At 66.6% G+C, this 21,918-nt stretch carries 19 protein-coding genes; 7 read left to right on the top strand and 12 right to left on the bottom strand.

Annotated elements, in window-relative coordinates; all coding sequences use genetic code 11:
* Nucleotides 1–239 precede the first annotated feature (239 nt).
* The 8 genes from QX108_RS17520 to ubiE all read right to left on the bottom strand — a co-directional run bounded on the left by QX108_RS17520 (nt 240) and on the right by ubiE (nt 10,385).
* Nucleotides 240–962 (bottom strand): nucleotidyltransferase family protein, encoded by a 723-nt coding sequence (locus QX108_RS17520; RefSeq protein ID WP_172113559.1) that lies wholly within the window; start codon nt 960–962, stop codon nt 240–242.
* Between the two features lie 153 nt (nt 963–1,115).
* Entirely contained in the window at nt 1,116–1,421 is a 306-nt protein-coding gene (locus QX108_RS17515; RefSeq protein WP_172113558.1) for a PilZ domain-containing protein, read from the bottom strand.
* Between the two features lie 259 nt (nt 1,422–1,680).
* Entirely contained in the window at nt 1,681–3,210 is a 1,530-nt protein-coding gene (gene tsaE / locus QX108_RS17510) for a tRNA (adenosine(37)-N6)-threonylcarbamoyltransferase complex ATPase subunit type 1 TsaE (protein WP_315780901.1), read from the bottom strand.
* Complete coding sequence (locus QX108_RS17505) at nt 3,207–5,714, bottom strand: sensor histidine kinase (protein WP_315780899.1); 2,508 nt, start codon at nt 5,712–5,714, stop codon at nt 3,207–3,209. The genes tsaE and QX108_RS17505 overlap by 4 nt, the downstream gene beginning before the upstream one ends.
* Before the next feature lie 194 nt (nt 5,715–5,908).
* The gene (dut, locus tag QX108_RS17500) at nt 5,909–6,367 is read right to left on the bottom strand and encodes a dUTP diphosphatase (RefSeq protein ID WP_315723069.1); all 459 of its coding nucleotides are present in this window, start codon (nt 6,365–6,367) and stop codon (nt 5,909–5,911) included.
* Nucleotides 6,364–7,779 (bottom strand): bifunctional phosphopantothenoylcysteine decarboxylase/phosphopantothenate--cysteine ligase CoaBC, encoded by a 1,416-nt coding sequence (gene coaBC / locus QX108_RS17495; protein WP_315723067.1) that lies wholly within the window; start codon nt 7,777–7,779, stop codon nt 6,364–6,366. The genes dut and coaBC overlap by 4 nt, the downstream gene beginning before the upstream one ends.
* A gap of 273 nt (nt 7,780–8,052) precedes the next feature.
* On the bottom strand, nt 8,053–9,627 hold the full coding sequence (gene ubiB / locus QX108_RS17490) for a 2-polyprenylphenol 6-hydroxylase (protein WP_315723065.1): 1,575 nt from the start codon (nt 9,625–9,627) through the stop codon (nt 8,053–8,055).
* Nucleotides 9,624–10,385 (bottom strand): bifunctional demethylmenaquinone methyltransferase/2-methoxy-6-polyprenyl-1,4-benzoquinol methylase UbiE, encoded by a 762-nt coding sequence (ubiE, locus tag QX108_RS17485; RefSeq protein WP_315780896.1) that lies wholly within the window; start codon nt 10,383–10,385, stop codon nt 9,624–9,626. The genes ubiB and ubiE overlap by 4 nt, the downstream gene beginning before the upstream one ends.
* 105 nt (nt 10,386–10,490) lie before the next feature.
* On the opposite strand from ubiE, the gene mutM reads away from it, so the two are divergent.
* Entirely contained in the window at nt 10,491–11,372 is an 882-nt protein-coding gene (gene mutM, locus QX108_RS17480) for a bifunctional DNA-formamidopyrimidine glycosylase/DNA-(apurinic or apyrimidinic site) lyase (RefSeq protein ID WP_315780895.1), read from the top strand.
* Nucleotides 11,373–11,432: 60 nt separating this feature from the next.
* Nucleotides 11,433–11,915 carry a cyclic nucleotide-binding domain-containing protein gene (locus QX108_RS17475; RefSeq protein ID WP_315780894.1) on the top strand — a complete coding sequence of 161 codons (483 nt, stop codon included), beginning with the start codon at nt 11,433–11,435 and terminating at the stop codon, nt 11,913–11,915.
* 320 nt (nt 11,916–12,235) lie between these two features.
* Here QX108_RS17475 and QX108_RS17470 read toward each other — a convergent pair whose 3' ends face one another.
* Together QX108_RS17470 and QX108_RS17465 are read right to left on the bottom strand one after the other, a co-directional pair.
* A complete protein-coding gene (locus tag QX108_RS17470; protein ID WP_315780892.1) occupies nt 12,236–13,039 on the bottom strand; it encodes a ParA family protein in 804 nt (267 codons plus the stop codon).
* 449 nt (nt 13,040–13,488) lie between these two features.
* Nucleotides 13,489–14,862 (bottom strand): peptidoglycan-binding protein, encoded by a 1,374-nt coding sequence (locus QX108_RS17465; protein WP_315780890.1) that lies wholly within the window; start codon nt 14,860–14,862, stop codon nt 13,489–13,491.
* Nucleotides 14,863–15,002: 140 nt separating this feature from the next.
* Here QX108_RS17465 and QX108_RS17460 point away from each other — a divergent pair, with 140 nt between their 5' ends.
* A complete protein-coding gene (locus QX108_RS17460) occupies nt 15,003–15,806 on the top strand; it encodes a molybdopterin-synthase adenylyltransferase MoeB (protein ID WP_315780887.1) in 804 nt (267 codons plus the stop codon).
* 211 nt (nt 15,807–16,017) lie between these two features.
* Here QX108_RS17460 and QX108_RS17455 read toward each other — a convergent pair whose 3' ends face one another.
* The gene (locus QX108_RS17455) at nt 16,018–17,019 is read right to left on the bottom strand and encodes a 2-hydroxyacid dehydrogenase (protein ID WP_172113548.1); all 1,002 of its coding nucleotides are present in this window, start codon (nt 17,017–17,019) and stop codon (nt 16,018–16,020) included.
* 352 nt (nt 17,020–17,371) lie between these two features.
* Between QX108_RS17455 and QX108_RS17450 the strand changes: the two genes are divergently transcribed.
* Nucleotides 17,372–17,893 carry an SH3 domain-containing protein gene (locus QX108_RS17450; protein ID WP_315781358.1) on the top strand — a complete coding sequence of 174 codons (522 nt, stop codon included), beginning with the start codon at nt 17,372–17,374 and terminating at the stop codon, nt 17,891–17,893.
* Between the two features lie 117 nt (nt 17,894–18,010).
* On the opposite strand, the gene irrA is transcribed toward QX108_RS17450, so the two are convergent.
* The gene (irrA, locus tag QX108_RS17445; protein ID WP_042340464.1) at nt 18,011–18,484 is read right to left on the bottom strand and encodes an iron response transcriptional regulator IrrA; all 474 of its coding nucleotides are present in this window, start codon (nt 18,482–18,484) and stop codon (nt 18,011–18,013) included.
* A 475-nt stretch (nt 18,485–18,959) separates the two neighbouring features.
* Between irrA and fabA the strand changes: the two genes are divergently transcribed.
* From fabA to fabI, 3 genes are all read left to right on the top strand, one after another.
* On the top strand, nt 18,960–19,481 hold the full coding sequence (gene fabA / locus QX108_RS17440) for a 3-hydroxyacyl-[acyl-carrier-protein] dehydratase FabA (protein ID WP_172113547.1): 522 nt from the start codon (nt 18,960–18,962) through the stop codon (nt 19,479–19,481).
* A 76-nt stretch (nt 19,482–19,557) separates the two neighbouring features.
* Nucleotides 19,558–20,781: a beta-ketoacyl-ACP synthase I gene (fabB, locus tag QX108_RS17435; protein ID WP_315780884.1), complete on the top strand. Its 1,224-nt coding sequence runs from the start codon at nt 19,558–19,560 to the stop codon at nt 20,779–20,781.
* Between the two features lie 141 nt (nt 20,782–20,922).
* On the top strand, nt 20,923–21,723 hold the full coding sequence (fabI, locus tag QX108_RS17430; protein ID WP_315780882.1) for an enoyl-ACP reductase FabI: 801 nt from the start codon (nt 20,923–20,925) through the stop codon (nt 21,721–21,723).
* The last annotated feature ends 195 nt before the right edge of the window (nt 21,724–21,918 follow it).

Here is a 21,918-nt window from a genome sequence, read left to right as displayed (position 1 = left end):
CGGCGTCCTTACATTCGGTGTCGTCCCGGGCAAGCCTTCGACGGCGCGCAGCGCGGTCGGAGGCGCCGACCCGGGATCCATAACCACAGGCTTGGGTTTGTTGCGGGATGGTCACGACGAGCCGTCGCAACACGCCCGCCGGTGGCTATGGGTCCTGGCTCTGCGCGCTGGCCTCGCTGCGCGACGCCAGCGCTTGGCCGGGACGACACCGAACTTGAGGAGACGGCGTCGGCCAAATATTACGCCGCGCTCTCCAGCAGCGCCTCTTCCGCCTCGATCACCGCAGCCGGCGTGCCGACATGCATCCAGACGCCTTCGAGGCGCAGGCCATACAGGCGGTCCTGCTCATTGGCCTTGTCGAACATCTTCGTCAGCGAGAACTCGCCCTTCGGCGCGCCGTCGAAGATCGCAGGCGAGATGATCGCCGCGCCGGCGTAGACGAACGGCACCACCTGGTGCTCCCTGCGTTTGCGCAGGCTGCCGTCGGCGAGCATGGCGTAGTCGCCGAGGCCGGAATAGCCGATCGAGGTCGCAGTCGGCGCCATCAGCAGCATGATATCCATGCGCTCGGGGTCGAACGCATCGGCGAGGCGCGCCAGGTTCTGGCGCACGCCCTCGATCCACATCGTGTCGGAGTTGACATGGAAGAACGGCGCGTGGCCGAGCAGCGGCAGCGCCTTGACGACGCCGCCGCCGGTGCCGAGCACCTGGTCGCGCTCGTCGGAGATGGTCACGCGCGGTGAGCTGCGCGTCGCCGTGTGTTCGATGATCTGGTCGGCAAGGTAATGCACATTGACGACGGCCTCGGTGACGCCGGCATCGGCCAGGCGGTCGAGCACGTGGTCGAGCAGCGGACGGCCGGCGACGCGCACCAGCGGCTTGGGCATCGTCTCCGTCAGCGGTCGCATGCGCAATCCGAGACCGGCGGCGAGGACCATGGCTTTGTGCGGCTTGACGGGCATTTTCGGACAATCTCGATCAGAAGTGGCGCGAGCGAATCATAGCACGTGAAAAAGTGCAACGTCTCGATCGGCTGCGATAGCCCGGCCCGATGACGAATATGCGACGGCGGCGCTGGCCGTCCCCGACGCAAGATGACGCAGGCGGCGATCTGATCAGGCCTCGGCGGTGGCCCGCTTGTTGCTCTTCTTCTTGCCCTGCTTCAGGAAGGTGACGCCGATCTGGTCGCCATTGACCCAGGCCAGCTCGCAGCGCCGATAGGCGAGGCCGGTCGACGACAGCAGCAGGAAGAATTCCTTCAGATGCAGGCCCTCGACGGAGCCCTCGACCGTCAGCTTGGCGCCGGTCTCGGAGACGTCCTCGATGGTGCAGTTGCGCCGCCAGGTGCCGTCGATGCCCATCATGAAAGCCGGAATGCCGCGCTCGAAGACGACGCGCTCGCCCTTCATCCGCTCTGCCATCGCAACCTCCGTTCACGCCCGGCGCTGGGCACCGTGGGGGCAAGGTAAAGGGGGATGGCTAAGAACCGGTAAAGCTACGGGGGGTGTGGTTTGACGCGGAGCCGCCGCCCACACCCCCGTCGTCCCGGCCTCGAGCCGGGACCCATAGCCACCGGCCGTGGTGAGGCGGTCAACTGCCAGTCCCGTCCCTCGATAGCGTCCGCGGTATGGGTCCCGGCGTTCGCCGGGACGACGGCCTTTCTGGAGGCGCGATCGTGCCTCAGCTCACGCCCGCCGGCGGCGGCACGTTTGCGGCGTACCACGCCCGCACCGGGTCGAGCGCGGTGTGCGCCAGCGAGCGGTGCAGATAGTCCCAGATGCGGGGCTGGTGCTTGAGGTAGTGCGGCTTGCCGTCGCGGCGGTTGAGGCGGGCGAAGGTGCCGAGCAGGCGGGTGTTGCGCTGGGCGGACAGGATGGCGTAGTCGGCATGGAAGGCGTCGGCGTCGAAGTCGGTGGATGCGGCGGCCCGGGCGGCGACGTAGCGGGCGAGCAGGGCCTGCTCGATATCGGCCGACACATCGATGCGGGCGTCCTGCGTCAGCGAGACCACGTCGTAGGCCGGCGGACCCATCACCGCGTCCTGGAAGTCGATGACGCCGACCCGCGCGATGCCCTCGCGCGCCGGGAGCCACAGCAGGTTGGGCGAGTGATAGTCGCGGATCACCCAGGTCTGTTTGCCGGCGAGCGGTGCTTCCAGCAGGTCGCGCCACATCTCCAGGAATTCCGCGCGCAGCACCTGCGACGGCTCCACCCCGCGATCCGGCAGGTACCATTCGAGCATCAGACTGATCTCGATCAGCATCGCGTCGACGTCGAAGGTTGGGACCTCGTAGGTCACCTGCGGCGCCAGCGGCAGCACCGAGGGCACGTCCTGCGCGTGTAGCGCGGCCAGGAGATCGGTCGCGGCCTCATAGCGTTCGACGATCGGCCGTGGCCGTTCGCCTTCGATCACGCCCTCGCGGCCGAGGTCCTCGGTGATCAGGAAGCCGTGGTCAAGATCGGCGTCGTTGATCTTCGGCGCTGAGATGCCGCGGCTGCGCAGCGCGCCTGCGATCGCCACGAAGGGACGGACGTCCTCGGCGAGATGCACGGCGCCGCTATAAGGCTTGCCGTTGTAGATCGCCGGGCCGTCGGGGCGCTTAGGCGAGTTCATCAGAATGAAGACGCGTTCGCCCTTGTGCAGCCGTGCATAGGAGCGGGTCGAGGCATCGCCGGCCATGCGCTCGCGGCGCGACTTGGCGTGACCGGCCTCGGCGAGGAAGTCGCGCAGCGCCTTCAGCCGCGCAACGATCGCAGCCGCCTTGCCGGTGCCGGCGATCTCGACGCTGCGCGCGCTGTCACCCTGGGACGGATCGTGGCGCAGCGCGATGTCGATGCGATCCTGCGGCAGTGCATCGCCGGCGCGCTCGGGCCATTCGATCAGCACCACCGTCGCTTCGGGCAATGGCGACAGTCCGATCTCCTCCAGCTCGGAGGCGTCGCTGATCCGATAGAGATCGGCATGGACCAGAGGGAAGCTCGGCAGGTCGTAGCTCTGCGCCAGGGTGAAGGTCGGGCTGGGCACCTCCAATTCGTCGTCGGAGGCAAGATAGCGGATCATCGCCCGCGCCGCAGCGGTCTTGCCGGCGCCGAGATCGCCCGTGAGCGTGATCAGCACGCCCGGGCCGATCAGCAAGGCGAGGTCGGCCATCAGGGCGGCGGTTGCGGTCTCGTCCGCCAGCGCGGTCGTGAATGTCTGTCGGTCGGTCATTCCGCAGCGTTGCGTTGCGCGATGTGGTCGGTCGGGAAGTCACAGGTGACCGTGGTGCCCTTGCCGACCACCGAATCCATCCGCACCTTGCCGCCGTGCAGCTCGACGAAGGAGCGCACCAGCGACAGGCCGAGCCCGGCGCCGCGATGGCGCGAGCCCTGCGAGCGGCTGACGAACCAGTCGAACATCTGGTCCTTGATATCGGCCGGAATGCCCGGCCCGGAATCCGTGACCGCGAAGGCGACGCTGTGGTCGGTGCGGCGAGCGGACACGATCACGGTGGAATCCTGCGGCGAGAAGCCGACGGCGTTGGCGAGCAGATTGTACAGCACCTGCACGACGCGGCGCTCGTCGCCAACGAAGCTGCCGACGTCGGCGGCGACCTCGACCTCGAGGCGGATGCGGTCGGTCGCGAGACGGTCCTGTACGCCCTCGGCGGCGGCCTCGATCGCCTTGGCGGCGTCCACGGGCCCGAGCTCGAGCTTCATCGCGCCGGCATCGATGGTGGCGAGGTCGAGAATGTTGTTGGTCAGCGCCAGCAGCGCATTGGTCGATTTGGTGACGTAGTCGAGATACTCCGCCTGCTTCGGCGTCAGCGGGCCGGTCGACGGATCCGACAGGAAATGCGCGAAGCCGATGATCGTGGTCAGCGGCGCGCGCAGCTCGTAGGAGACGTGGTGGACGAAGTCGATCTTCATCTGGCCGGCGGCTTCGAGCGCCTCGTTGCTCTCGCGCAGCGCACGCTCGACGTTCTCGGTGTCGGTGATGTCCTGGAACGTCAGCATGGTCGCGCCGTCCGGCAGCGGCCGGCTCATGCAGTCGAGCACGCTGCCATCCTTGCGCTCGAGCTTGAGCGCGACGTCGAGGCGGTTCTCGATCGAGGTGATGGCCTCGCGGATGGTGCGCCAGGCGACGCTGTCGTCATAGAGCGAGCGGCACCAGGATTCGACGGTGTCGATATGCGGATGCTCGCGCAGGCGATCCGGCGACAGCCGCCACATCTTGGCGAAGGCCGGATTGAACAGCTCGACCCGGCCGTTGCTGCCGAACACCGCAACGCCCTCGGCGAGGCTGTCCAGCGTCTCCCGCTGGACCCGGATCAGGCCGTCATAGCGGCGGGCCAGCGCAAAGCTCTCGGTGACGTCGTCGAACAGATAGGTGACGCCGCCCTCGGGGTTGGGCGTGGTGATCACAGACATGGCGCGCCCGTCGGGCAGGAACCAGGTGTCCTTGGCGGCCTCAACCGCGCGATAGGCCTCGTGCAGCTTGGCCTTCCAGGCGCGGAAGTCGGCCTGCTCGGGCAGCTTGCGCGCGGCGCGCAGGCGGTCGAGCACCGAGGAATCATCCGGCTGGCCGTCGAGGAACGTCGGATCGAGATCCCAGAGCCGGCGATAGGAGTCGTTATAGAAGGCGAGGCGACGCTGGCCGTCGAATACGGCAACGCCTGACGACAACTGGTCGAGCGTCCGGCGGTGCGCCTCGTGCATGCGCACCAGCGCGTCGGTCAGCGCCGCGACCTCGCTGGCGTCGATGGCGACCCCGGCACTGCCGCCGCCGAGCGTGAAGGCGCGCACGTCGTGGATGCGGCGCTCGCCGCCCATGACGATCGGCAGCCGGCCTTCGAAATGTCCGCCGGCGCCGAGCGCACGCTGCAGGTCGGTGCGGTCGGCGGAATCGAGCAGCTCGAGATTGCGGCTGATCGCATCGGGGATGTCGCGCGCGTCGGCGGCGCGGGCATAGGCGGCGTTGACGTAAGACAGCGCGCCGTTGGCCTGCCGTGCCCAGATCGGCCAGGGCAGGGCGGAGGCCAGCGCGCGCAGAGATTCCGTCTCCTCGCCGAGCGCCTTCAATCTGAGCTGGGTCTCGGCCAGCTCGCGGCGCAGGCCCGAGAGCTCGCGCATCCGTACGATGGCTTGGCCGCCGATGGCACGTCCCATCACCTCGATCGCATGGCCGTGCGAGGTGGTGAGATTGAGCATGAACCCTTCACCCGCCTCGCGCAGCGCCTCGACCGCGCGGTCGAGCTGCAATGCGGGCTCCGGCGGCAGCCAGGTTCCGAAGGCGAGAATGCGCTGCGGCTGATCGGATGGCACCAGCATCGAGGTGTCGCCGGAGATCTGCGGACGATGGCCGCCGGCCGGCCAGGCGATCAGGATCTGCGGCTCGGCGAACAGCAGCGCGCGGTAGCGGTCGGCCTGCAACTGCAGCTCGGCGACATCCGCGCGCAGCCGCGCCTCCTTTCGCGCAGCAGCCAGGCGCGTGCGCACCAGCGCGATGGCCGCGACCACGGAGAAGCCGAGCAGCGCCAGCATCGCCGTGACCTCGGCGACATCAGACCGGCTCAGCTCGAACAGCGTAGAGATGGTATCCGCCGGCACGCCATCGCCTGCGAGGACCGGTGTTGCCGGCGCAAGCGCAGTCGCAGCGAGACCCATCAGGCCTTTGCGCGCGAGTGACGTGCACGACAGCAGCGTCTGACGCATCACCACGATCACGCCCGACATATTTGCCCCAAACCGCACGAAGTTCCGCGCGGCGCCGATATCGCGTCGACCGCGCCGTTTCACGAATCAATCAACAATAACCGCTTCGGGACTCCAGCGGTAAGAGTCCAGACCGTGAACGGTGGTTGCACGGGATGAAAATGCGTTCATCGATGGGCATAGCCGAGTCGGAACTGTGGCGAAGTCCCCGTAGTTCAACGGCCCGTCGAGCCGAAGCCGCCGCTGCCACGCGCCGTCTCCGACAACGTCGTAGTGATCGTGAGCTCGGCGCGCACGACCGACGCGATCACCATCTGCGCGATGCGCTCGCCGCGCTTGATCGTAAACGCGTCCTGGCCGTGATTGATCAGCAGCACGCAGACCTCGCCGCGATAGTCCGCGTCGACCGTGCCGGGTGAGTTCAGCACGGTGACGCCGTGCCGTGCCGCGAGCCCCGAGCGCGGCCGCACCTGCGCCTCGTAACCGTCGGGCAGTGCAAGCGAGAGTCCCGTCGGCACCATGACGTGGCTGCCGGGGCCGAGCACGACAGGCGCATCGGCCGGAACGGCCGCGAGCAGATCCATGCCGGCGGCATGCGCGGTCTGGTAGGCCGGCAGCGGCAGCCCCTGGCCATGCGGCAGGATCTGTACGTCGATCGCGATGGTCTGGCTCACGCAGAAGGCCCCACGGTTCTGGCGATCTCGGCGACCAAGGCGGTCGCAACCTCGTCCTTGGTCATGATCGGCCACGACGCGACATGGACGCCGTCGGCGTCCTTCGTCAAGAGATGCACGGTGTTGCGGTCGCCGCCCATCACGCCGGTTGCCGGCGAAACGTCGTTGGCGACGATCCAGTCGCAGCCCTTGCGCGCGAACTTGGCCTTGGCGTTGTCGATCAGATGTTCCGTCTCGGCCGCGAAGCCGATGACCAGGCCGGGACGCTTCTCCTTGAGCTTCGAGATGGTGGCGAGGATGTCGGGGTTCTCGACCAGCTGCAGCGGCGGGATCGCCTTCTCGGTCTTCTTCAGCTTCTGCCCACCTTCATTGGCCACGCGCCAGTCGGCCACTGCCGCGGCGAAGATCGCGACATCCGCCGGCAATTCCGCCTCGACCGCGTCGAGCATCTGCCGCGCCGATTCGACATGCGTGACCCTGACGCCCTTGGGATCGGTGAGCTCGACGGGTCCCGAAATCAGCCGCACGTCGGCGCCCGCGGCCTGCGCGGCGGCGGCGATGGCAAAGCCCTGCTTGCCGGAGGAGCGGTTGGCGATATAGCGCACCGGGTCGATCGGCTCATGGGTTGGTCCCGCCGTGATCAGCACGCGCCGGCCGGCGAGCGGGCGCGGCACAGGCGGCTTCAGCATCGCGACCACCGCGTCGGCGATCTCGGTCGGCTCGGCCATGCGGCCGACACCGGCCTCGCCCTTCTCGGCCATCTCGCCGGCGTTCGGCCCGATCATGTGGATGCCGTCGCGCTGCAGCGTCGCGGCGTTGCGCCGCGTTGCGGGATTGCTCCACATCATCGGATTCATCGCCGGCGCCAGCAGGATCGGCCGGCTCGCGGCGAGCAGGATGGCGCTGGCGAGATCATCGGCCGCGCCCTGCGCCATCTTCGACATGAGGTCGGCGGTCGCGGGCGCCACCACGATCAGATCGCAGTCGCGCGCCAGCCGGATGTGGCCGACGTCGAACTCGCTGCGCGCGTCGAACAGGTCGGTGAAGACGCGGTCGCCGGACAGCGCCGACGCCGCGAGCTCGGTGACGAACTGCGTGGCCGCTTTCGTCATGACGCAGCGGACCTGGATGTGGCGCTCCCGGAGGCGTCGGATCAGGTCGAGCGATTTGTACGCGGCGATGCCGCCGCCGATGATCAGGGTGACGCGGGCCTCGCGCGCGAGGCCGGGCTGCGGCACGAGCGGCTCGGCCGGAGCGGGAGCCGAAGGCGGCTCGGACGGATCGACCGGCTCGATCAGGGCGCGCAGGATGACGCGGACTTCCTCTTCGACGGAGCGGCCGTTCTGCGCGGAGCGCAGGCGCAGGTAGGTTTTCAGCGAATCGTCGAGCTTGCGGATGGTCAGGCTCGCCATGACCGCCTCCCAGCATTGTCGTTGTGAAAGCAATGCTAGCATAAACTGATTGCAGTGCAATCAGAAGGCGGCCCATGGAGCCCAGCTCTCAGCTGCCGTCATTCCGGGGCGCGCGCAGCGCGAGCCCGGAATCCATAACCACGAAAGGCTGTGGGTCGCGAGATCGCAGTGGCGCCCGTCTTCGTCAAACGACGGCTCGGGGATATGGATTCCGGGCTCGCCCTTGCGGGCGCCCCGGAATGACCCCGTGGAGAGGGCGGCGCTGTCGTCGCATCAAAGCCTGAGCACCGCGAACAGGATGCCGATGAACGTCAGCGCGATGACCCACAGCGCGATGGCGCGCCAGCGGCTCTTCTTGCCTTCGGTGCGGCCCATCGCGGCGATGGTTTCCGGTGACAAACGGAGGCCGTCGCGGGTCATCGTCTCCAGGTTCTCGAGCACGGCGGCGGCGCGGGCGGCGAGCACCGGCACGGTGGCGGTCAGTCGCGCCAACTCGCCGATGCCGGTGACGGCGCCCTCGATGCGGCCGATGGGCCCGAGATTACGCTCGATCCACTCGCGGACCACGGGGTCGGCGACCTTCCAGATGTCGAGCTTGGGATCGAAGCCGCGCGCCACGCCCTCGACCACCACCATGGTCTTCTGCAGCAGGATCAGCTCGGGGCGGGTACGCATGTCGAACAGGCCGGTGACCTCGAGCAGCAGCGTGAGCAGCTTGGCCATCGAGATCTCTTCGGCCGTGCGGTTGTGGATCGGCTCGCCGATGGCGCGGATGGCCTGCGCGAAATTCTCCACCGAATGGTGTGGTGGCACGTAGCCGGCCTCGAAATGCACCTCGGCGACGCGGCGATAGTCGCGGGTGATGAAGCCGAGCAGGATTTCGGCCAGGAAGCGCCGCTCTTTCATGCCGAGCCGGCCCATGATGCCGAAATCGACCGCGACCAGGCGGCCCTGCTTGTCCAGGAACAGGTTGCCCGGATGCATGTCGGCGTGGAAGAAGCCGTCGCGCAGCGCGTGGCGCAGAAAGCTCTGGATCACCTTGCGGCCGACATCGGGCAGATCGACATTGGCCTGAGCGAGCCGGACGTGGTCGTTCAGCGCGATGCCGTCGATCCACTCCATGGTCAGCACGGTGTTGGCGGTGCGGTCCCAGTCGACCGCGGGCACGCGGAAGTCCGGATCGTCCTTGATGTTCTCCGCCATCTCGGACAGCGCGGCCGCCTCCAAGCGAAGGTCCATCTCCATCGCGACCGAGCGCGACATCGTGTTGATGACCTCGACCAGGCGCAAACGGCGCGCTTCCGACGAATGCGCCTCGGCCTTCTCGGCGACGAAGAAGAAGTCCGCGAGGTCGCGGCGGAACCGCGCTGCGACGTTCGGCCTGAGCACCTTGACTGCGACCGCGTGGCGGATGCCGTCGCGCTCGACCTCTCCACGATGCACCTGCGCGATCGACGCGGCCGCGACCGGAGGGCCGAGCGAGGTGAACAGCTGGCTGATGGGACGTTCGAGCGCGGTGGCGATGACCGCCTCGGCCTCGGCCTGCGGGAATGGCGGTAGCCGGTCCTGCAGCGATTCGAGGTCGCGCGCCATGATGACGCCGACGACGTCGGGCCGCGTCGCCAGGAACTGGCCAAGCTTGAGATAGGCCGGCCCCATCCGCTCCAGCGCCCGCGACAATCTTGGCCCGGACTTGGCGCCGGGTCGCTCGACCAGGCGCGCCAGCTTCAGTGCGAGCTGGCCGGGCGGTGGCGCCAGGCTGGGATCGACGGCGCCGAACACGCCCTCGCGCGCGAACACCAGGGCGGCCCGGGCGAGCCGCGTAATATGAGTGAGGGCAGAGATCACAAACGCCAGCCGGAATGAAGCGCGACGATGCCGCCGGAGAGGGTCTGCCAGGACACGCGCGAGAATCCCGCGGCCGAGATCATCTCGGCGAACGCGTTGGGGCGCGGAAACTGGCGGATCGATTCGACGAGGTAGCGGTAGGACTCGGCATCGCCGGTGACGGCGCGGCCGAGTTGCGGGATCACGTTGAACGAGAACAGGTCGTAGAGCTTGTCGAGCCCGGGCACCTCGACGGTGGAGAATTCCAGGCACAGGAAGCGGCCGCCATGCTTGAGCACGCGATACGCCTCGGCGAGCGCCAACTCGATCTGCGGCACGTTCCGGATGCCGAAGGCGATCGTATAGGCGTCGAAGGAGCGGTCGGGGAAGGCGAGCTTCTCGGCATTGCCCTCGACGAACGACACCTTGTCGTCGAGATACTGCTTCACCGCGCGCTGGCGGCCGACCTCGAGCATGTCGCCATTGATGTCGCACACGGTCGCATGGAATCCTGCGCCGGCCTTCTTGGCGGCGCGGAAGGAGATGTCGCCGGTGCCGCCGGCGACGTCGAGCAGCGCGAACGGCGCGTCGCTCTTCGGCGGGTTCAGCGTGTTGATCATGATGTCCTTCCAGACGCGGTGCAGCCCGCCGGACATCAGGTCGTTCATCAGGTCATAGCGGGAGGCCACGCTGTGAAACACGTCGTTCACCAGCGCCTGCTTCTCGCCCAGCGGCACGTCCCTGAAGCCGAAATGAGTGGTCTGGTCCGTCTGATCCATCACCCTTACTCCGATACGGCACCATAGCGCCGGTGCGGCCAAGGCGCTATCACGTCAGCCGGACAAGGTGAATGGTCGCCGTTGCAAAAGGTGAAATGAACAGGGATGCCCGAGCTGCCCGAAGTCGAGACCGTCCGGCGCGGGCTGCAGCCGGTCATGGAAGGGGCCGTCATCGTCACCGCCGAGGCCCGGCGCGGCGATTTGAGGTTTCCGTTTCAGCCCGATTTTGCGAAGCGCCTGCAGGGCCAGACCGTCAGGGGACTCGGCCGTCGCGCGAAGTATCTCCTGGCCGATCTCGGCTCCGGCGACGTGCTGCTGATGCATCTGGGCATGTCCGGCTCGTTCCGGGTGATCAAGCAGGATGACGAGGAGACGCCGGGCGAGTTTCACACTCCGCGCGGCAAGGACAGCGTGCACGACCACGTCGTGTTTCACATGTCCTCCGGCGCCGACATCGTCTTCAACGACCCGCGCCGCTTCGGCTTCATGAAGATCATCGGCCGCGGCGAGATCGAGACCGAGCCGCATCTGAAGGATCTGGGGCCGGAGCCGCTCGGCAATGCGTTCGACGCCGCGATGCTGGCGCGCGCCTGCGCCGGCAAGAAGACCAGCCTCAAGGCGGCGCTGCTCGACCAGCGCGTCGTCGCCGGGCTCGGCAACATCTATGTCTGCGAGGCGCTGTTCCGTTCGCACCTCTCGCCGCGGCGGCTGGCCGCGACGTTGGCCACAAAAAAGGGCGAGCCGACGGATCACGCCAGGCGGCTGGTCGATGCCATCCACACCGTGCTCAACGAGGCGATCCGTGCCGGCGGCTCGTCGCTGCGCGACCATCGCCAGACCACCGGCGAGCTCGGCTATTTCCAGCATTCGTTCCAGGTCTATGACCGCGAGGGCGAGCCGTGCCGGACGGACGGCTGCGGCGGCGTGGTCAAGCGGTTCGTGCAGAACGGCCGCTCGACCTTCTGGTGCCCGAAGTGCCAGCGCTGAGGTGCGGCGCTTCCCCCGCGGTGCGCTTGTAGGGGCCCGGTGCGGGCGTATACTCGCGCCATGGCTGTCAGCTCGCCCGACCTGAAGGCATTCCTGCTCGCCACGCCGTTCTTCGGCGGACTGTCGGACGCGAGTCTCGAGCGGCTCATGTCCATGCTGGTCGAACGTCGCTTTGAGGCAGGCGCCACCGTCGTCGCCGAGGGCGAGCCGGGACGTTCGATGTTCGTGGTCCACGGCGGCACACTGGAGGTCAGCGAGCGTCTGCCGACAGGCGGTGTGATTCACATGTCGAATCTGGAGCCTGGCGACTTCTTTGGCGAGATGACCTTGCTGGAGATGCAGAACAGGTCGGCCACGGTCGTGGCGGAGACGCCGACGGTGCTGTACGAGCTGACGGCACGCGAGCTCTATGCGTTCTACAAGGCCGATATCCAGGCCTATGTCATCGTGATGCAGAACATCAATCGCGAGCTGTGCCGCCGCCTGCGTCGCGCGGATGCGCGCATCAAGATGCTGGAGATGCGGGAGGGCGGGACCCGATAGCGCGGTTCTTTCCCAGCCGTGCTGCGAGTAGGCGAACTGCACCGACGATCGGACTTTGGTGCCCGACTGTTTCCAAGTCGTCATGGCCGGGCTTGTCCCGGCCATCCACGTCGTTCGGCATGTTCGGCACGGCGTGGATGCCCGGGACGAGCCCGGGCATGACCGAGCAACTAATTAGCGGAGATCGTTCAACGTGACTGTAGAGGAGGCTCACATGCAAACTTCCCGTACGGCTGCCCCTCACCCCAACCCTCTCCCCGCAAGAGCGGGGCGAGGGAGCATACCGCCTTTGCGGCGAAGGCTTCTATCCAAGCAGAGAACTACAAGCCCGCCTTCCAGTTGATGCCGTTGTCGGCCCAGGTCGGGTACACGCGAGCCACCGGCAGCTTCGGTTCTTCCGGCTGCGGCGTCAGCATGATCGGAAATTCGAGCTCGGCGTGCTCGCTGGCGTCCTTCAGCTCGCCCGCCTCGTGCATGACGTGGTCGCCGGCGAGCTTGCCGGCGGTCCAGCGCCACAGGCTCTTGATCTCTTGCGCCGACTTGCCCTCGGTGTCGAACTCGCTGACGCCCAGGCCGGCGGCAAGCGCATCCTGATGGTCGTTGCGCATCATGATGAAAGGTTGGGCCAGCACCTCGGCGATGTCGCGCGGCGCATCGGCATCGAGCGCTGACGTCGCGTCGCTGATGCGGTGGCCACCGCGGATGGGCGCCTGGTTGAGCACGAAGGCGAACGGCTTGCGCCACGCGCGGACGACGCTGAGCGTCGGCGCCGTGGCTTCGATGTCCGCGACGCTGGGACGCGCCGGGATCAGGCAGAGATCGCAATAGCGGATCGCCGCTGTCGTCGAGGCGGTGATGCCGGCGCCTGTGTCGATCACGCACACGGTCACGCCGTCGCGGGCCAATGCCTCCAGGCGGGGCTCGATCATCTTCGCATCGTACACGGCCTCGACGATCGGCTCGCCGGCGCTGCGGCGCGCCTGCCATTTGGTGAGCGTGCCCTGGCGGTCGGTTTCGATCACGCGCACCTTGTGGCCGGCCTGCTGGGCCGCCACGGCGAGACCGATGGCGAGCGTGCTCTTGCCGCTGCCGCCCTTCTGCGTGGCCAAAACGATCGTGTACATCGGGGAACAGTCCTTCGGATGTTGACGGAACTAATGAGAACGCCAAAGCTGAGTTGCATCGCGATTGCACTATGCGGAGCTATTCTCGCTCAGGACAGTCCCGGCCCGATCCAACATGAAAGGATCGCGGTGGTCCGAATCAGCACGCCGACAGAAACTGTTCGAACTATCTCACGCTCGGCCTGCGATTGGACAGACCGGTTGACTACGGCGGGAGCCGTTCCGAGTTGATAGCAAGGTGCTAGGAAGTTGAGCGATCGCGCCGCGCAGGAGCGCTCGGCATCGACGAGCATCATCCGATGCAGTCGCGATGCTGCACGTCAGATCCCCGCCGGCCGCCGTTGGGCCCTTAATTTTTTGTAAAATGACATGCTTAATTTTGCGTAAACGCCTGCTCGCGCTGCGATGCGCGCTTCGCCGGGGAGGCGGCAGACCCTCGGGGGCGTGCGCTATTTGCGAACGCAGATCACCCGGACCGTTGCAGCCTTGGCGTCGAGTGAGCTGCCATCGGGCTTGACGCCATGCGACGTCAAAAAGGCGCGGGTCGCATCGACGCTGACCAGCGCGGCCTGAGCTGCCGGCACCGCGGCAGCTCCCGCCACCATGGCGGGTTTGAGCAGCACGACGCCCGCGAACTTGCCGTCGCCGTCGAGCGCAGCCGCGCCCGAGAAGCCAAGGCCAGGCGCCGGCGCCAGCGAGGTGTCGCCCGAACCATTGCCGGTGAGCTGCGCCTTCACGTTGCTGATTCCGGCACCACCGCCCTGGCTCTGCGGATCGGCGATGCCGACGATGTCGAGGGTCGATTTCGCGTTGCCGCCGGACAGCATCAAGGGCTTGAGACCGCGCGCGCCATAGATGCGCAGTAGCGCCAGCCCGCGCTCCTTGTCCTCTGCGACGCGCTCGGCATGTCCAAAGCCGGGAATGGTGATCGCGACGCAGCCATCGGTGACCTCGCGGTCCGCGATGATGGCACCGTCCTGGCTGGCGACGAGGCCGGTGCCGTAATCGACCTTGCGTCGCGGCGCCGGCTGAGCGGCCAGCGCCGCCGGCGGGAAGGCGTTGAAGGCGCTCGACATCGCGATCACGACCGGCTCGACCGTGTTCTCGGTGGCTTGGTCGTAGAGGATGGTCAGGATGCGCACCTCATCGCCCCTGAAGGTACCGCGGATGTAGAACTTCTTCAGGTTCTGCAGTCCGGACAGCACGAAGAAATCGGGCTTCACGGCGCTGTAGTCGACGGTGCGGCCCGGCTCCTTCTTCTCGCGGTCGGCCAGCGCCGCCGTGGTCGGATTGGCCTCCTTGCGCCGGGACAGCACGACCTGCACGGTGCCGGTGGGGGAGGTCCATTTCGAGCCGTTGCCGTCGCTGGTCTGCTGCGGCACCAGCTTGGTCGGAATGCCCACGCGCGCGCCGCTGGTGGGCTCCGTCATGATCTTCCAGCCCACGCTCTCCTGTTTGCGGCGTGCGGTGTCCGCAAGCACGGCGCGCTCCTGCGGGTTGAGCACGCCGGTCGGCTTGCCGCCCTTGAGCTTCTGGTACTCCTTGATCGCATTGACCATGCGCTCGCTGACGTCGCCGGTGATCGCGCCATTGTATTGGCCCACCCAGGCGAGATCGGATTGCAGCGCCAGCCGCTCGGCCTGTCCCATCGCATTGGCGGTGTCGGCGGGGGCCTGCACGCCCGGCCGGATCGCCTGGGCCGCGACGGGCTTGGGCTTGATGCCGGGCTGCTGGCCTTGTACGGGTGCGGGCGTGGTCTGCGCTTGCGCTGACGCGCACGCGGCGATCGCGCAGATGAAGGTTGCCGTGGCCAGCCGTCTCATGACAAATCCCGCTGCTCTTGCCGCTGACGTAAATAAGCACATCTGCTTGGTCGGTCACAATCCGGCGGCGGTTCAGTGGGGAGATCTCCCGTCTCCATGGTCGGCTGATCGCGATGCGACAGCGGAAGGACACCTGTACGATGCTGAGCGACGAGGAATTGGAGCGCTATGCCCGTCACATCGTGCTGCGCGATGTCGGCGGTCCCGGTCAGGCGGCGCTGAAGCGTGCGTCGGTGCTGGTGATCGGCGCCGGCGGGCTCGGCGCGCCGGCACTGATGTATCTCGCCGCCGCCGGTGTCGGCACGATCGGCGTGGTCGATGACGACGTGGTGTCGCTGTCGAATCTGCAGCGCCAGGTCATCCACGCGACGCCTGACATCGGCAGGCCGAAGGTCGACAGCGCCGCGGAGCGCATCAACGCGCTCAATCCCCATGTCGATGTCGTGGCGCATCGTGGATGGCTCAACGCCGACAACGCGCTCGAGCTGATCAGCGGCTACGATCTCGTGCTCGACGGCTCGGACAATTTCGACACCCGCTATCTCGCATCCGATGCCTGTTTCCTGGCGAAGAAGCCATTGATCACAGGCGCGCTCGGGACCTTCGATGCGTCGCTGACGACGATCCGCGCGCATGAGCGCAATGACAAGGGCGCATTCAATCCGACCTATCGCTGCCTGTTCCCGGAGCCGCCGCCGCCCGGCACCGTGCCGGCCTGCGCCGAAGCCGGCGTGATGGGCGCGCTTGCCGGCATGCTCGGATCGATGATGGCGCTGGAGGCGATTCGCGAGATCGTCGGCTTTGGCGAGGGCCTGGTGGGCCGGCTCTTGATGCTGGACGCGCGCACCATGCGCTTCGAGACGCTGCGTTATGGGCGTGATCCGGCCAATCCGCTCAATGGCGATGGGCTGGTGATTGCGGATTTGAGCGCGCATCGGAAGTGATGCGTGGCGCGGGCCGAGTGGCTCGCCGTACATCCGCCGTCGTCCCGGACAAGCTCATCGACGCAACGCGTCGGTGAGCGCCGATCCGGGACCCATACTCCGTGAAGGCCATGAGGCGCGGGTACGGGCGGCATGCCCGTTACAGACATCACGCGGTATGGGTCCCGGCTCAAGGCCGGGACGACACCGTGTGTGAGGCTGGCTGGCGGGCCTACAGCATGCTCGGCAGCACGCGATCCGGCGGGCGGTGGTTGTCGAGGAAGGTCTTGATGTTGATGATCACCTTCTCGCCCATCTCGACGCGGCCTTCGATGGTCGCCGAGCCCATATGCGGCAGCAGGGTCACCTTGCCGGCTTTCGCCAGCCGCACCAGGCGAGGATTGACGGCGGGCTCGTGCTCGAACACGTCGAGGCCGGCCCCGGCGATGTCGCCGGCTTCGATCAGCCGCGTCATCGTCTCCTCGTCGATCACCTCGCCGCGCGCGGTGTTGACGATGTAGGCATCCTTGCGGATCAGCTTCAGCCTTCGCGCCGACAGCAGATGGAACGTCGCCGGGGTGTGCGGACAGTTCACCGAGATGATGTCCATCCGCGCCAGCATCTGGTCGAGGCTTTCCCAATAGGTGGCGCCGAGTTCGTCGGCGATCACGGGGGCGACCGGGCGGCGGTTGTGATAATGGATCTGCAGGCCGAAGGCGCGGGCGCGTCGCGCCACCGCCTGGCCGATGCGGCCCATGCCGATGATGCCCAGGCGCTTGCCGCCGATGCGGTGGCCGAGCATCCAGGTCGGCGACCAGCCCGCCCAATTCTTGCCCTCGGTCAGGATCGAGGCACCCTCGATCAGCCGCCGTGGCACCGCCAGGATCAGCGCCATGGTCATGTCGGCGGTGTCCTCGGTGAGGACCTTCGGCGTATTGGTCACGGTGATGCCGCGCGCCACCGCCGCCGCGACGTCGATATTGTCGACGCCATTGCCGAAATTGGCGATCATGCGCAGCTTGCATTCGGGCTGATTGAGAATGTCCGCGGTGATGTGATCGGTCACGGTCGGAACCAGCACCTCGGCGGTCCGCACGGCGTCCGCGAGCTGCTCCTGGCTCATCGGCTCGTCGTCGAGATTGAGCCGCGCGTCGAACAGCTCGCGCATGCGGGTCTCGACGGAGTCCGGCAGCTTGCGTGTCACCACGACGAGGGGCTTTTTCCTACCTGACATGTGCTGCTCTCATGAGATCCTTCAGACCTCATTAACCGGGTTCGCCGAAACTACCGTCGTCGCTTGAGAAGAGCGCTTCCCTGGACTGGTCGTGTCGGATCTCGCGGGTGGGCCGATCCGTCCCTGACAGGGTTTCGCGAGCGATTCTCAGGCGCTTCCTGGCCGCTTGTGTTCGGTCCTGTCTAGCAGAAGGCCGGGCCAAGACAAGAAGCCAACGGCGGGTCGGGACTGGCGCTTTCGGCAAGCCCTCTCTGTGCACGAAGGGGGGCAGCCGGGCGGTTCAATGGGGATCGGGCGAAGGATCGCACGCGACGAGTGCGCGTTCCTTGCGAGGGAGAGCGAGTTGAGTTCAATGGCGTTGGGGCGTTTCGGTGCGGTCGCAGTTCTCGTTGTCTGTCTGCTCGATGGGGTCGGCGGTGCGTTGGCCAAGGATTCGGCTCTCAGCGCCAGCGGACTGCCGGTGCCGCGCTATGTCAGCCTGAAATCCGACCATGTGAACGTCCGCGCCGGTCCGACCAAGGACAACGACGTGGCCTGGGTCTACACCCGCTCCGGACTGCCGGTGGAGATCACCGCGGAATATGAGAACTGGCGCCGTGTGCGCGATTCCGAGGGCTCGGAAGGCTGGGTCTACCACTCGCTGCTGTCCGGACGCCGCACCGCTGTGGTCACGATGAAGAACAAGGACGAGCTCGCGCCGATCTATGAGAGCGCCGACGCGACCAGCGCGGTCACGGCGCGGCTGCAGGCAGGGGTCGTGGCGCAGGTGAAGAAGTGCGGCAATGGCTGGTGCCGCGTGCTCGGCAATGGCTTCGAGGGCTGGATCCAGCAGCAGCGACTGTGGGGCGTCTATGCCGACGAGCAGGTGAACTGACGCGTCGTCGACGGGCGGTGTTGGCCACGATGCCGATGCACTCTCGACATCAAAATGCCCGCGCCGGGCGCGGGCATCGGTTCGACCGAGATGATTGTCTGAGATCGTTGCCGCGTCTCAGCGCTTCTTGCGCAGCCGGACCACCATGTCGATGCGCGCAATCTCGTAACCCTCCGGAGCCTCCGGCAGCTTCGACAGCGCCAGATGCTGGTCAGGAATGTCGACCAGCTCGTGGTTGTTCTCGAGATAGAAGTGGTGGTGCGCCGTGACGTTGGTATCGAAGTAGGTCTTGGTGCCGTCGACGCTGACCTGACGCAGCAATCCAGCATCCGTCAGCTGGTTCAACGTGTTGTAGACGGTGGCCAGCGACACCGGAACCTTGGCCAGCGTCGCTTCCTCGTACAGCATTTCGGCGGTCAGATGCCGCGCACCCTTGCCGAACAGCAGCCAGCCCAAAGCCATGCGCTGGCGCGTCGGACGCAGCCCCGCAGTCTGCAGCATTTCGTTGACGTCATGCCACGGGCAGCCATTGAGCGCAGGCTGCCGCCCAGTCCCCAGCCCTTCCGGACTGGCCCGGTCGTGACCACTCATCGAAGCGTTGTTGCTGGCGTCCACTTCAAGCACCAAAAAATTCACACTGACCCATCCCGATATAGGAAGAAACCCCGTCAGATGCAAGCTTATCGCAACTAACCTATCTAGAACGCCCCTAAACTGCAATTCGTACGCGGCCCGGTTGCGCGTCCCGGTCCGCCGTCAAATTACCCGGACACGCGCATTGACGCCGCAATCCCCTATGTTAGAGAGCGCGCGGACCCGATTTGACCTGCCTTGGCGGGCGCGGCCGGACGACATGGCAGCCATTGCCATTTCGATCATCCGGCGCGGGGCCGCCAGCCGGCAGAGGTCATCGTCGTCCGGCGCGATCGTGGAACGTTCGCGCCGGGGGAATGGCGGCAAGGCAGGCGGGGGGCATGGACGGGTCGACGCGCGAAGGAGCATCTCGCGCGGCACATTTTCCACCTGGGATCGTTCGACGGGGATCGTTGAGAAAGGCGCATCAAGCATGCTGGATCGGCGCGGCAGTTATGAATACGAAGACCTGCTGGCCTGCGGCCGCGGGGAGCTGTTCGGCCCCGGAAATGCGCAGCTGCCGCTGCCGCCGATGCTGATGTTCGATCGGATCGTCGAGATCACCGAGACCGGCGGCGAGTACGGCAAGGGTCTGGTCCGCGCCGAGCTCGACGTGAAGCCGGATCTCTGGTTCTTCGGCTGCCATTTCAAGAACGATCCCGTCATGCCGGGCTGTCTCGGCCTCGACGCGATGTGGCAGATGGTCGGCTTCTTCCTCGGCTGGACCGGCGGCGCAGGACGCGGCCGCGCGCTCGGCCTCGGGGATCTCAAATTCTCCGGCCAGGTTCTGCCGACCGCCAGCAAGGTTGTGTACAACGTCGACATCAAGCGGGTGATGCGCTCAAAGCTGGTGCTCGGCATTGCCGACGGGTGGCTTTCGATGGATGGCGAGATTATCTATCGCGCCAAGGACCTGAAGGTCGGCCTGTTCAAGCAGGGCGCCGCGCCGTCTTGAACCGACGGGCTGCGACGACCGACAGTGCAGCAGGCGTGACTGCAACAGAACACACGAGCAAGGCGAGGCGGACATCATGAGGCGGGTCGTCATCACGGGCATGGGCATCGTCTCGTCGATCGGCAACAACACCCAGGAGGTGTTGGCGAGCCTTTACGAGGCGAAGTCCGGCATCTCCCGTGCTGAGAAATATGCCGAGCTTGGTTTTCGTTCGCAGGTGCAAGGTGCGCCGACGCTGAATCCGACCGAGGTGGTCGACCGTCGCGCGATGCGTTTCCTCGGTGAAGGCGCGGCGTGGAATCACGTCGCGATGGAGCAGGCAATTCAGGATTCCGGACTCGAATCCTCCGACGTGTCCAACATCCGCACCGGCATCATCATGGGATCCGGCGGGCCGTCGACGCGCACGCTGGTCGAGGCCGCCGACATCACCCGCACCAAGGGTCCGAAGCGGGTCGGCCCCTTCGCAGTGCCGAAAGCGATGTCCTCGACAGCGTCGGCGACGCTCGCGACCTGGTTCAAGATCAAGGGCGTCAACTACTCGATCTCGTCGGCCTGCGCGACCTCGAACCATTGCATCGGCAATGCCTATGAGATGATCCAGTACGGCAAGCAGGACGTGATGTTCGCCGGCGGCTGCGAGGAGCTCGACTGGACGCTGTCGGTGCTGTTCGACGCCATGGGCGCGATGTCGTCCAAGCACAACGACACGCCCGCGACCGCGTCGCGTCCGTATGATGTGAGCCGCGATGGCTTCGTGATCGCCGGCGGCGCCGGCGTCCTCGTGCTGGAAGAGCTCGAGCGCGCCAAGGCACGCGGCGCCAAGATCTATGGCGAGATCGTCGGCTATGGCGCGACCTCGGACGGCTACGACATGGTCGCGCCGTCGGGCGAGGGGGCCGAGCGCTGCATGCAGATGGCGCTGTCGACGGTGAAGACCAGGATCGACTACATCAATCCGCACGCGACCTCGACACCGGCCGGCGATCCGCCCGAGATGGAGGCGATCCGGAAGGTATTCGGCGTCGGTGAGAAATGCCCCCCGATCGCCGCGACCAAGGCGCTGACCGGTCATTCGCTCGGCGCCACCGGCGTCCAGGAGGCGATCTACTCGCTGTTGATGATGAAGAACGGCTTCATCTGCGAGAGCGCCAACATCACCGAGCTCGATCCGGTGTTCGCCGACATGCCGATCGTGCGCAAGCGCATCGACAACGCCAAGCTCGGCACCGTGCTGTCGAACTCGTTCGGCTTCGGCGGCACCAACGCGACGCTGGTCTTCAAGCACCTCGACGCTTAGAATTTTGAACGGTACTGGTTCCTCGGCGCCGGCCGGACAACAGCGCGAAGCTCTTTCGCACCGCTGTCCGGCTATCGGCGTCTTCGGAGACTGACGATCATCCCGGCTGGGTCGGCCCCGGCATGACGAAGGAGAGTGAGCATGCAGGGTCTGATGGCAGGCAAGCGCGGTCTGGTCATGGGCATCGCCAACGACCATTCGATCGCCTGGGGCATCGCCAAGACGCTGGCTGCGCACGGCGCCGAGATGGCCTTCACCTATCAGGGCGACGCGCTCGGCAAGCGCGTGCGTCCGCTTGCCGACGAACTCGGCGTCAAGCACGTGCTGCCCTGCGACGTCGAGGACATCGCCAGTGTCGACGGCGTTTTCTCTGCGCTGCGCGAGGCCTGGGGCGGGCTCGACTTCATCGTCCATGCCGTGGCCTTCTCCGACAAGAACGAGCTGAAGGGCCGCTACGCCGACACCTCGCGCGAAAACTTCTCGCGCACGATGCTGATCTCCTGCTTCTCGTTCACCGAGATCGCCAAGCGCGCCGCGGAGCTGATGCCGGAGAGCGGCGGCAGCATGATCACGCTGACCTTCGACGGCTCGAACCGGGTGATGCCGAACTACAACGTGATGGGCGTCGCCAAGGCGGCGCTGGAGGCGTCGGTGCGCTATCTCGCCGCCGACTACGGCCGCCGCGGCATCCGCGTCAACGCGATCTCGGCCGGGCCCGTACGTACGCTCGCCGGCTCCGGCATCGGCGATGCGCGTTTCATGTTCGCGTTCCAGCAGAAGCACTCGCCGCTCGGTCGCGGCGTCACCCTGGAGGAACTCGGTGGCTCCGCGCTGTATCTGCTGTCGGAGCTGTCCGGCGGCGTGACGGGCGAAATCCACTACGTCGATTCCGGCTACAACGTCATCTCGATGCCGCGGCCGGAGGACCTCAAGGGCGAATAGCCCCTGCCTTCGCCGCTCCCGGCTGCTGCCCGAAGGCAGCCTTGGATGATCCGCTCGATTTTTCCCAGTTGAAGACGATCCGTCCGCGCGGATAATCAGGCGTTATTTGGCGCTACTCCGGCAGCGACGTTTTCGCTCGATGCGAGACTGCAGCATCTTCGATGCGTCAGCCTCGGCTGTCAGAAAGCCGGTTGC

The organism is Bradyrhizobium sp. SZCCHNR1002 (genome assembly GCF_032381435.1).
In the GTDB taxonomy this organism is placed as follows: domain Bacteria; phylum Pseudomonadota; class Alphaproteobacteria; order Rhizobiales; family Xanthobacteraceae; genus Bradyrhizobium; species Bradyrhizobium aeschynomenes.
This window is presented reverse-complemented; position numbering and strand designations above follow the sequence as displayed.

Bases quoted from the DNA above. Each gene is read 5' to 3' on its own strand.
- QX108_RS17505 (WP_315780899.1), bottom strand. From the start codon at position 5,714: ATGTCGGGCGTGATCGTGGTGATGCGTCAGACGCTGCTGTCGTGCACG.
- ubiE (WP_315780896.1), bottom strand. From the start codon at position 10,385: ATGGATCAGACGGACCAGACCACTCATTTCGGCTTCAGGGACGTGCCG.
- tsaE (WP_315780901.1), bottom strand. From the start codon at position 3,210: ATGACCGACCGACAGACATTCACGACCGCGCTGGCGGACGAGACCGCA.
- coaBC (WP_315723067.1), bottom strand. From the start codon at position 7,779: ATGGCGAGCCTGACCATCCGCAAGCTCGACGATTCGCTGAAAACCTAC.
- QX108_RS17455 (WP_172113548.1), bottom strand. From the start codon at position 17,019: ATGTCAGGTAGGAAAAAGCCCCTCGTCGTGGTGACACGCAAGCTGCCG.
- QX108_RS17465 (WP_315780890.1), bottom strand. From the start codon at position 14,862: ATGAGACGGCTGGCCACGGCAACCTTCATCTGCGCGATCGCCGCGTGC.
- QX108_RS17475 (WP_315780894.1), top strand. From the start codon at position 11,433: ATGGCTGTCAGCTCGCCCGACCTGAAGGCATTCCTGCTCGCCACGCCG.
- QX108_RS17515 (WP_172113558.1), bottom strand. From the start codon at position 1,421: ATGGCAGAGCGGATGAAGGGCGAGCGCGTCGTCTTCGAGCGCGGCATT.
- QX108_RS17450 (WP_315781358.1), top strand. From the start codon at position 17,372: ATGGCGTTGGGGCGTTTCGGTGCGGTCGCAGTTCTCGTTGTCTGTCTG.
- fabA (WP_172113547.1), top strand. From the start codon at position 18,960: ATGCTGGATCGGCGCGGCAGTTATGAATACGAAGACCTGCTGGCCTGC.
- fabB (WP_315780884.1), top strand. From the start codon at position 19,558: ATGAGGCGGGTCGTCATCACGGGCATGGGCATCGTCTCGTCGATCGGC.
- QX108_RS17470 (WP_315780892.1), bottom strand. From the start codon at position 13,039: ATGTACACGATCGTTTTGGCCACGCAGAAGGGCGGCAGCGGCAAGAGC.
- fabI (WP_315780882.1), top strand. From the start codon at position 20,923: ATGCAGGGTCTGATGGCAGGCAAGCGCGGTCTGGTCATGGGCATCGCC.
- QX108_RS17520 (WP_172113559.1), bottom strand. From the start codon at position 962: ATGCCCGTCAAGCCGCACAAAGCCATGGTCCTCGCCGCCGGTCTCGGA.
- QX108_RS17460 (WP_315780887.1), top strand. From the start codon at position 15,003: ATGCTGAGCGACGAGGAATTGGAGCGCTATGCCCGTCACATCGTGCTG.
- mutM (WP_315780895.1), top strand. From the start codon at position 10,491: ATGCCCGAGCTGCCCGAAGTCGAGACCGTCCGGCGCGGGCTGCAGCCG.
- irrA (WP_042340464.1), bottom strand. From the start codon at position 18,484: ATGAGTGGTCACGACCGGGCCAGTCCGGAAGGGCTGGGGACTGGGCGG.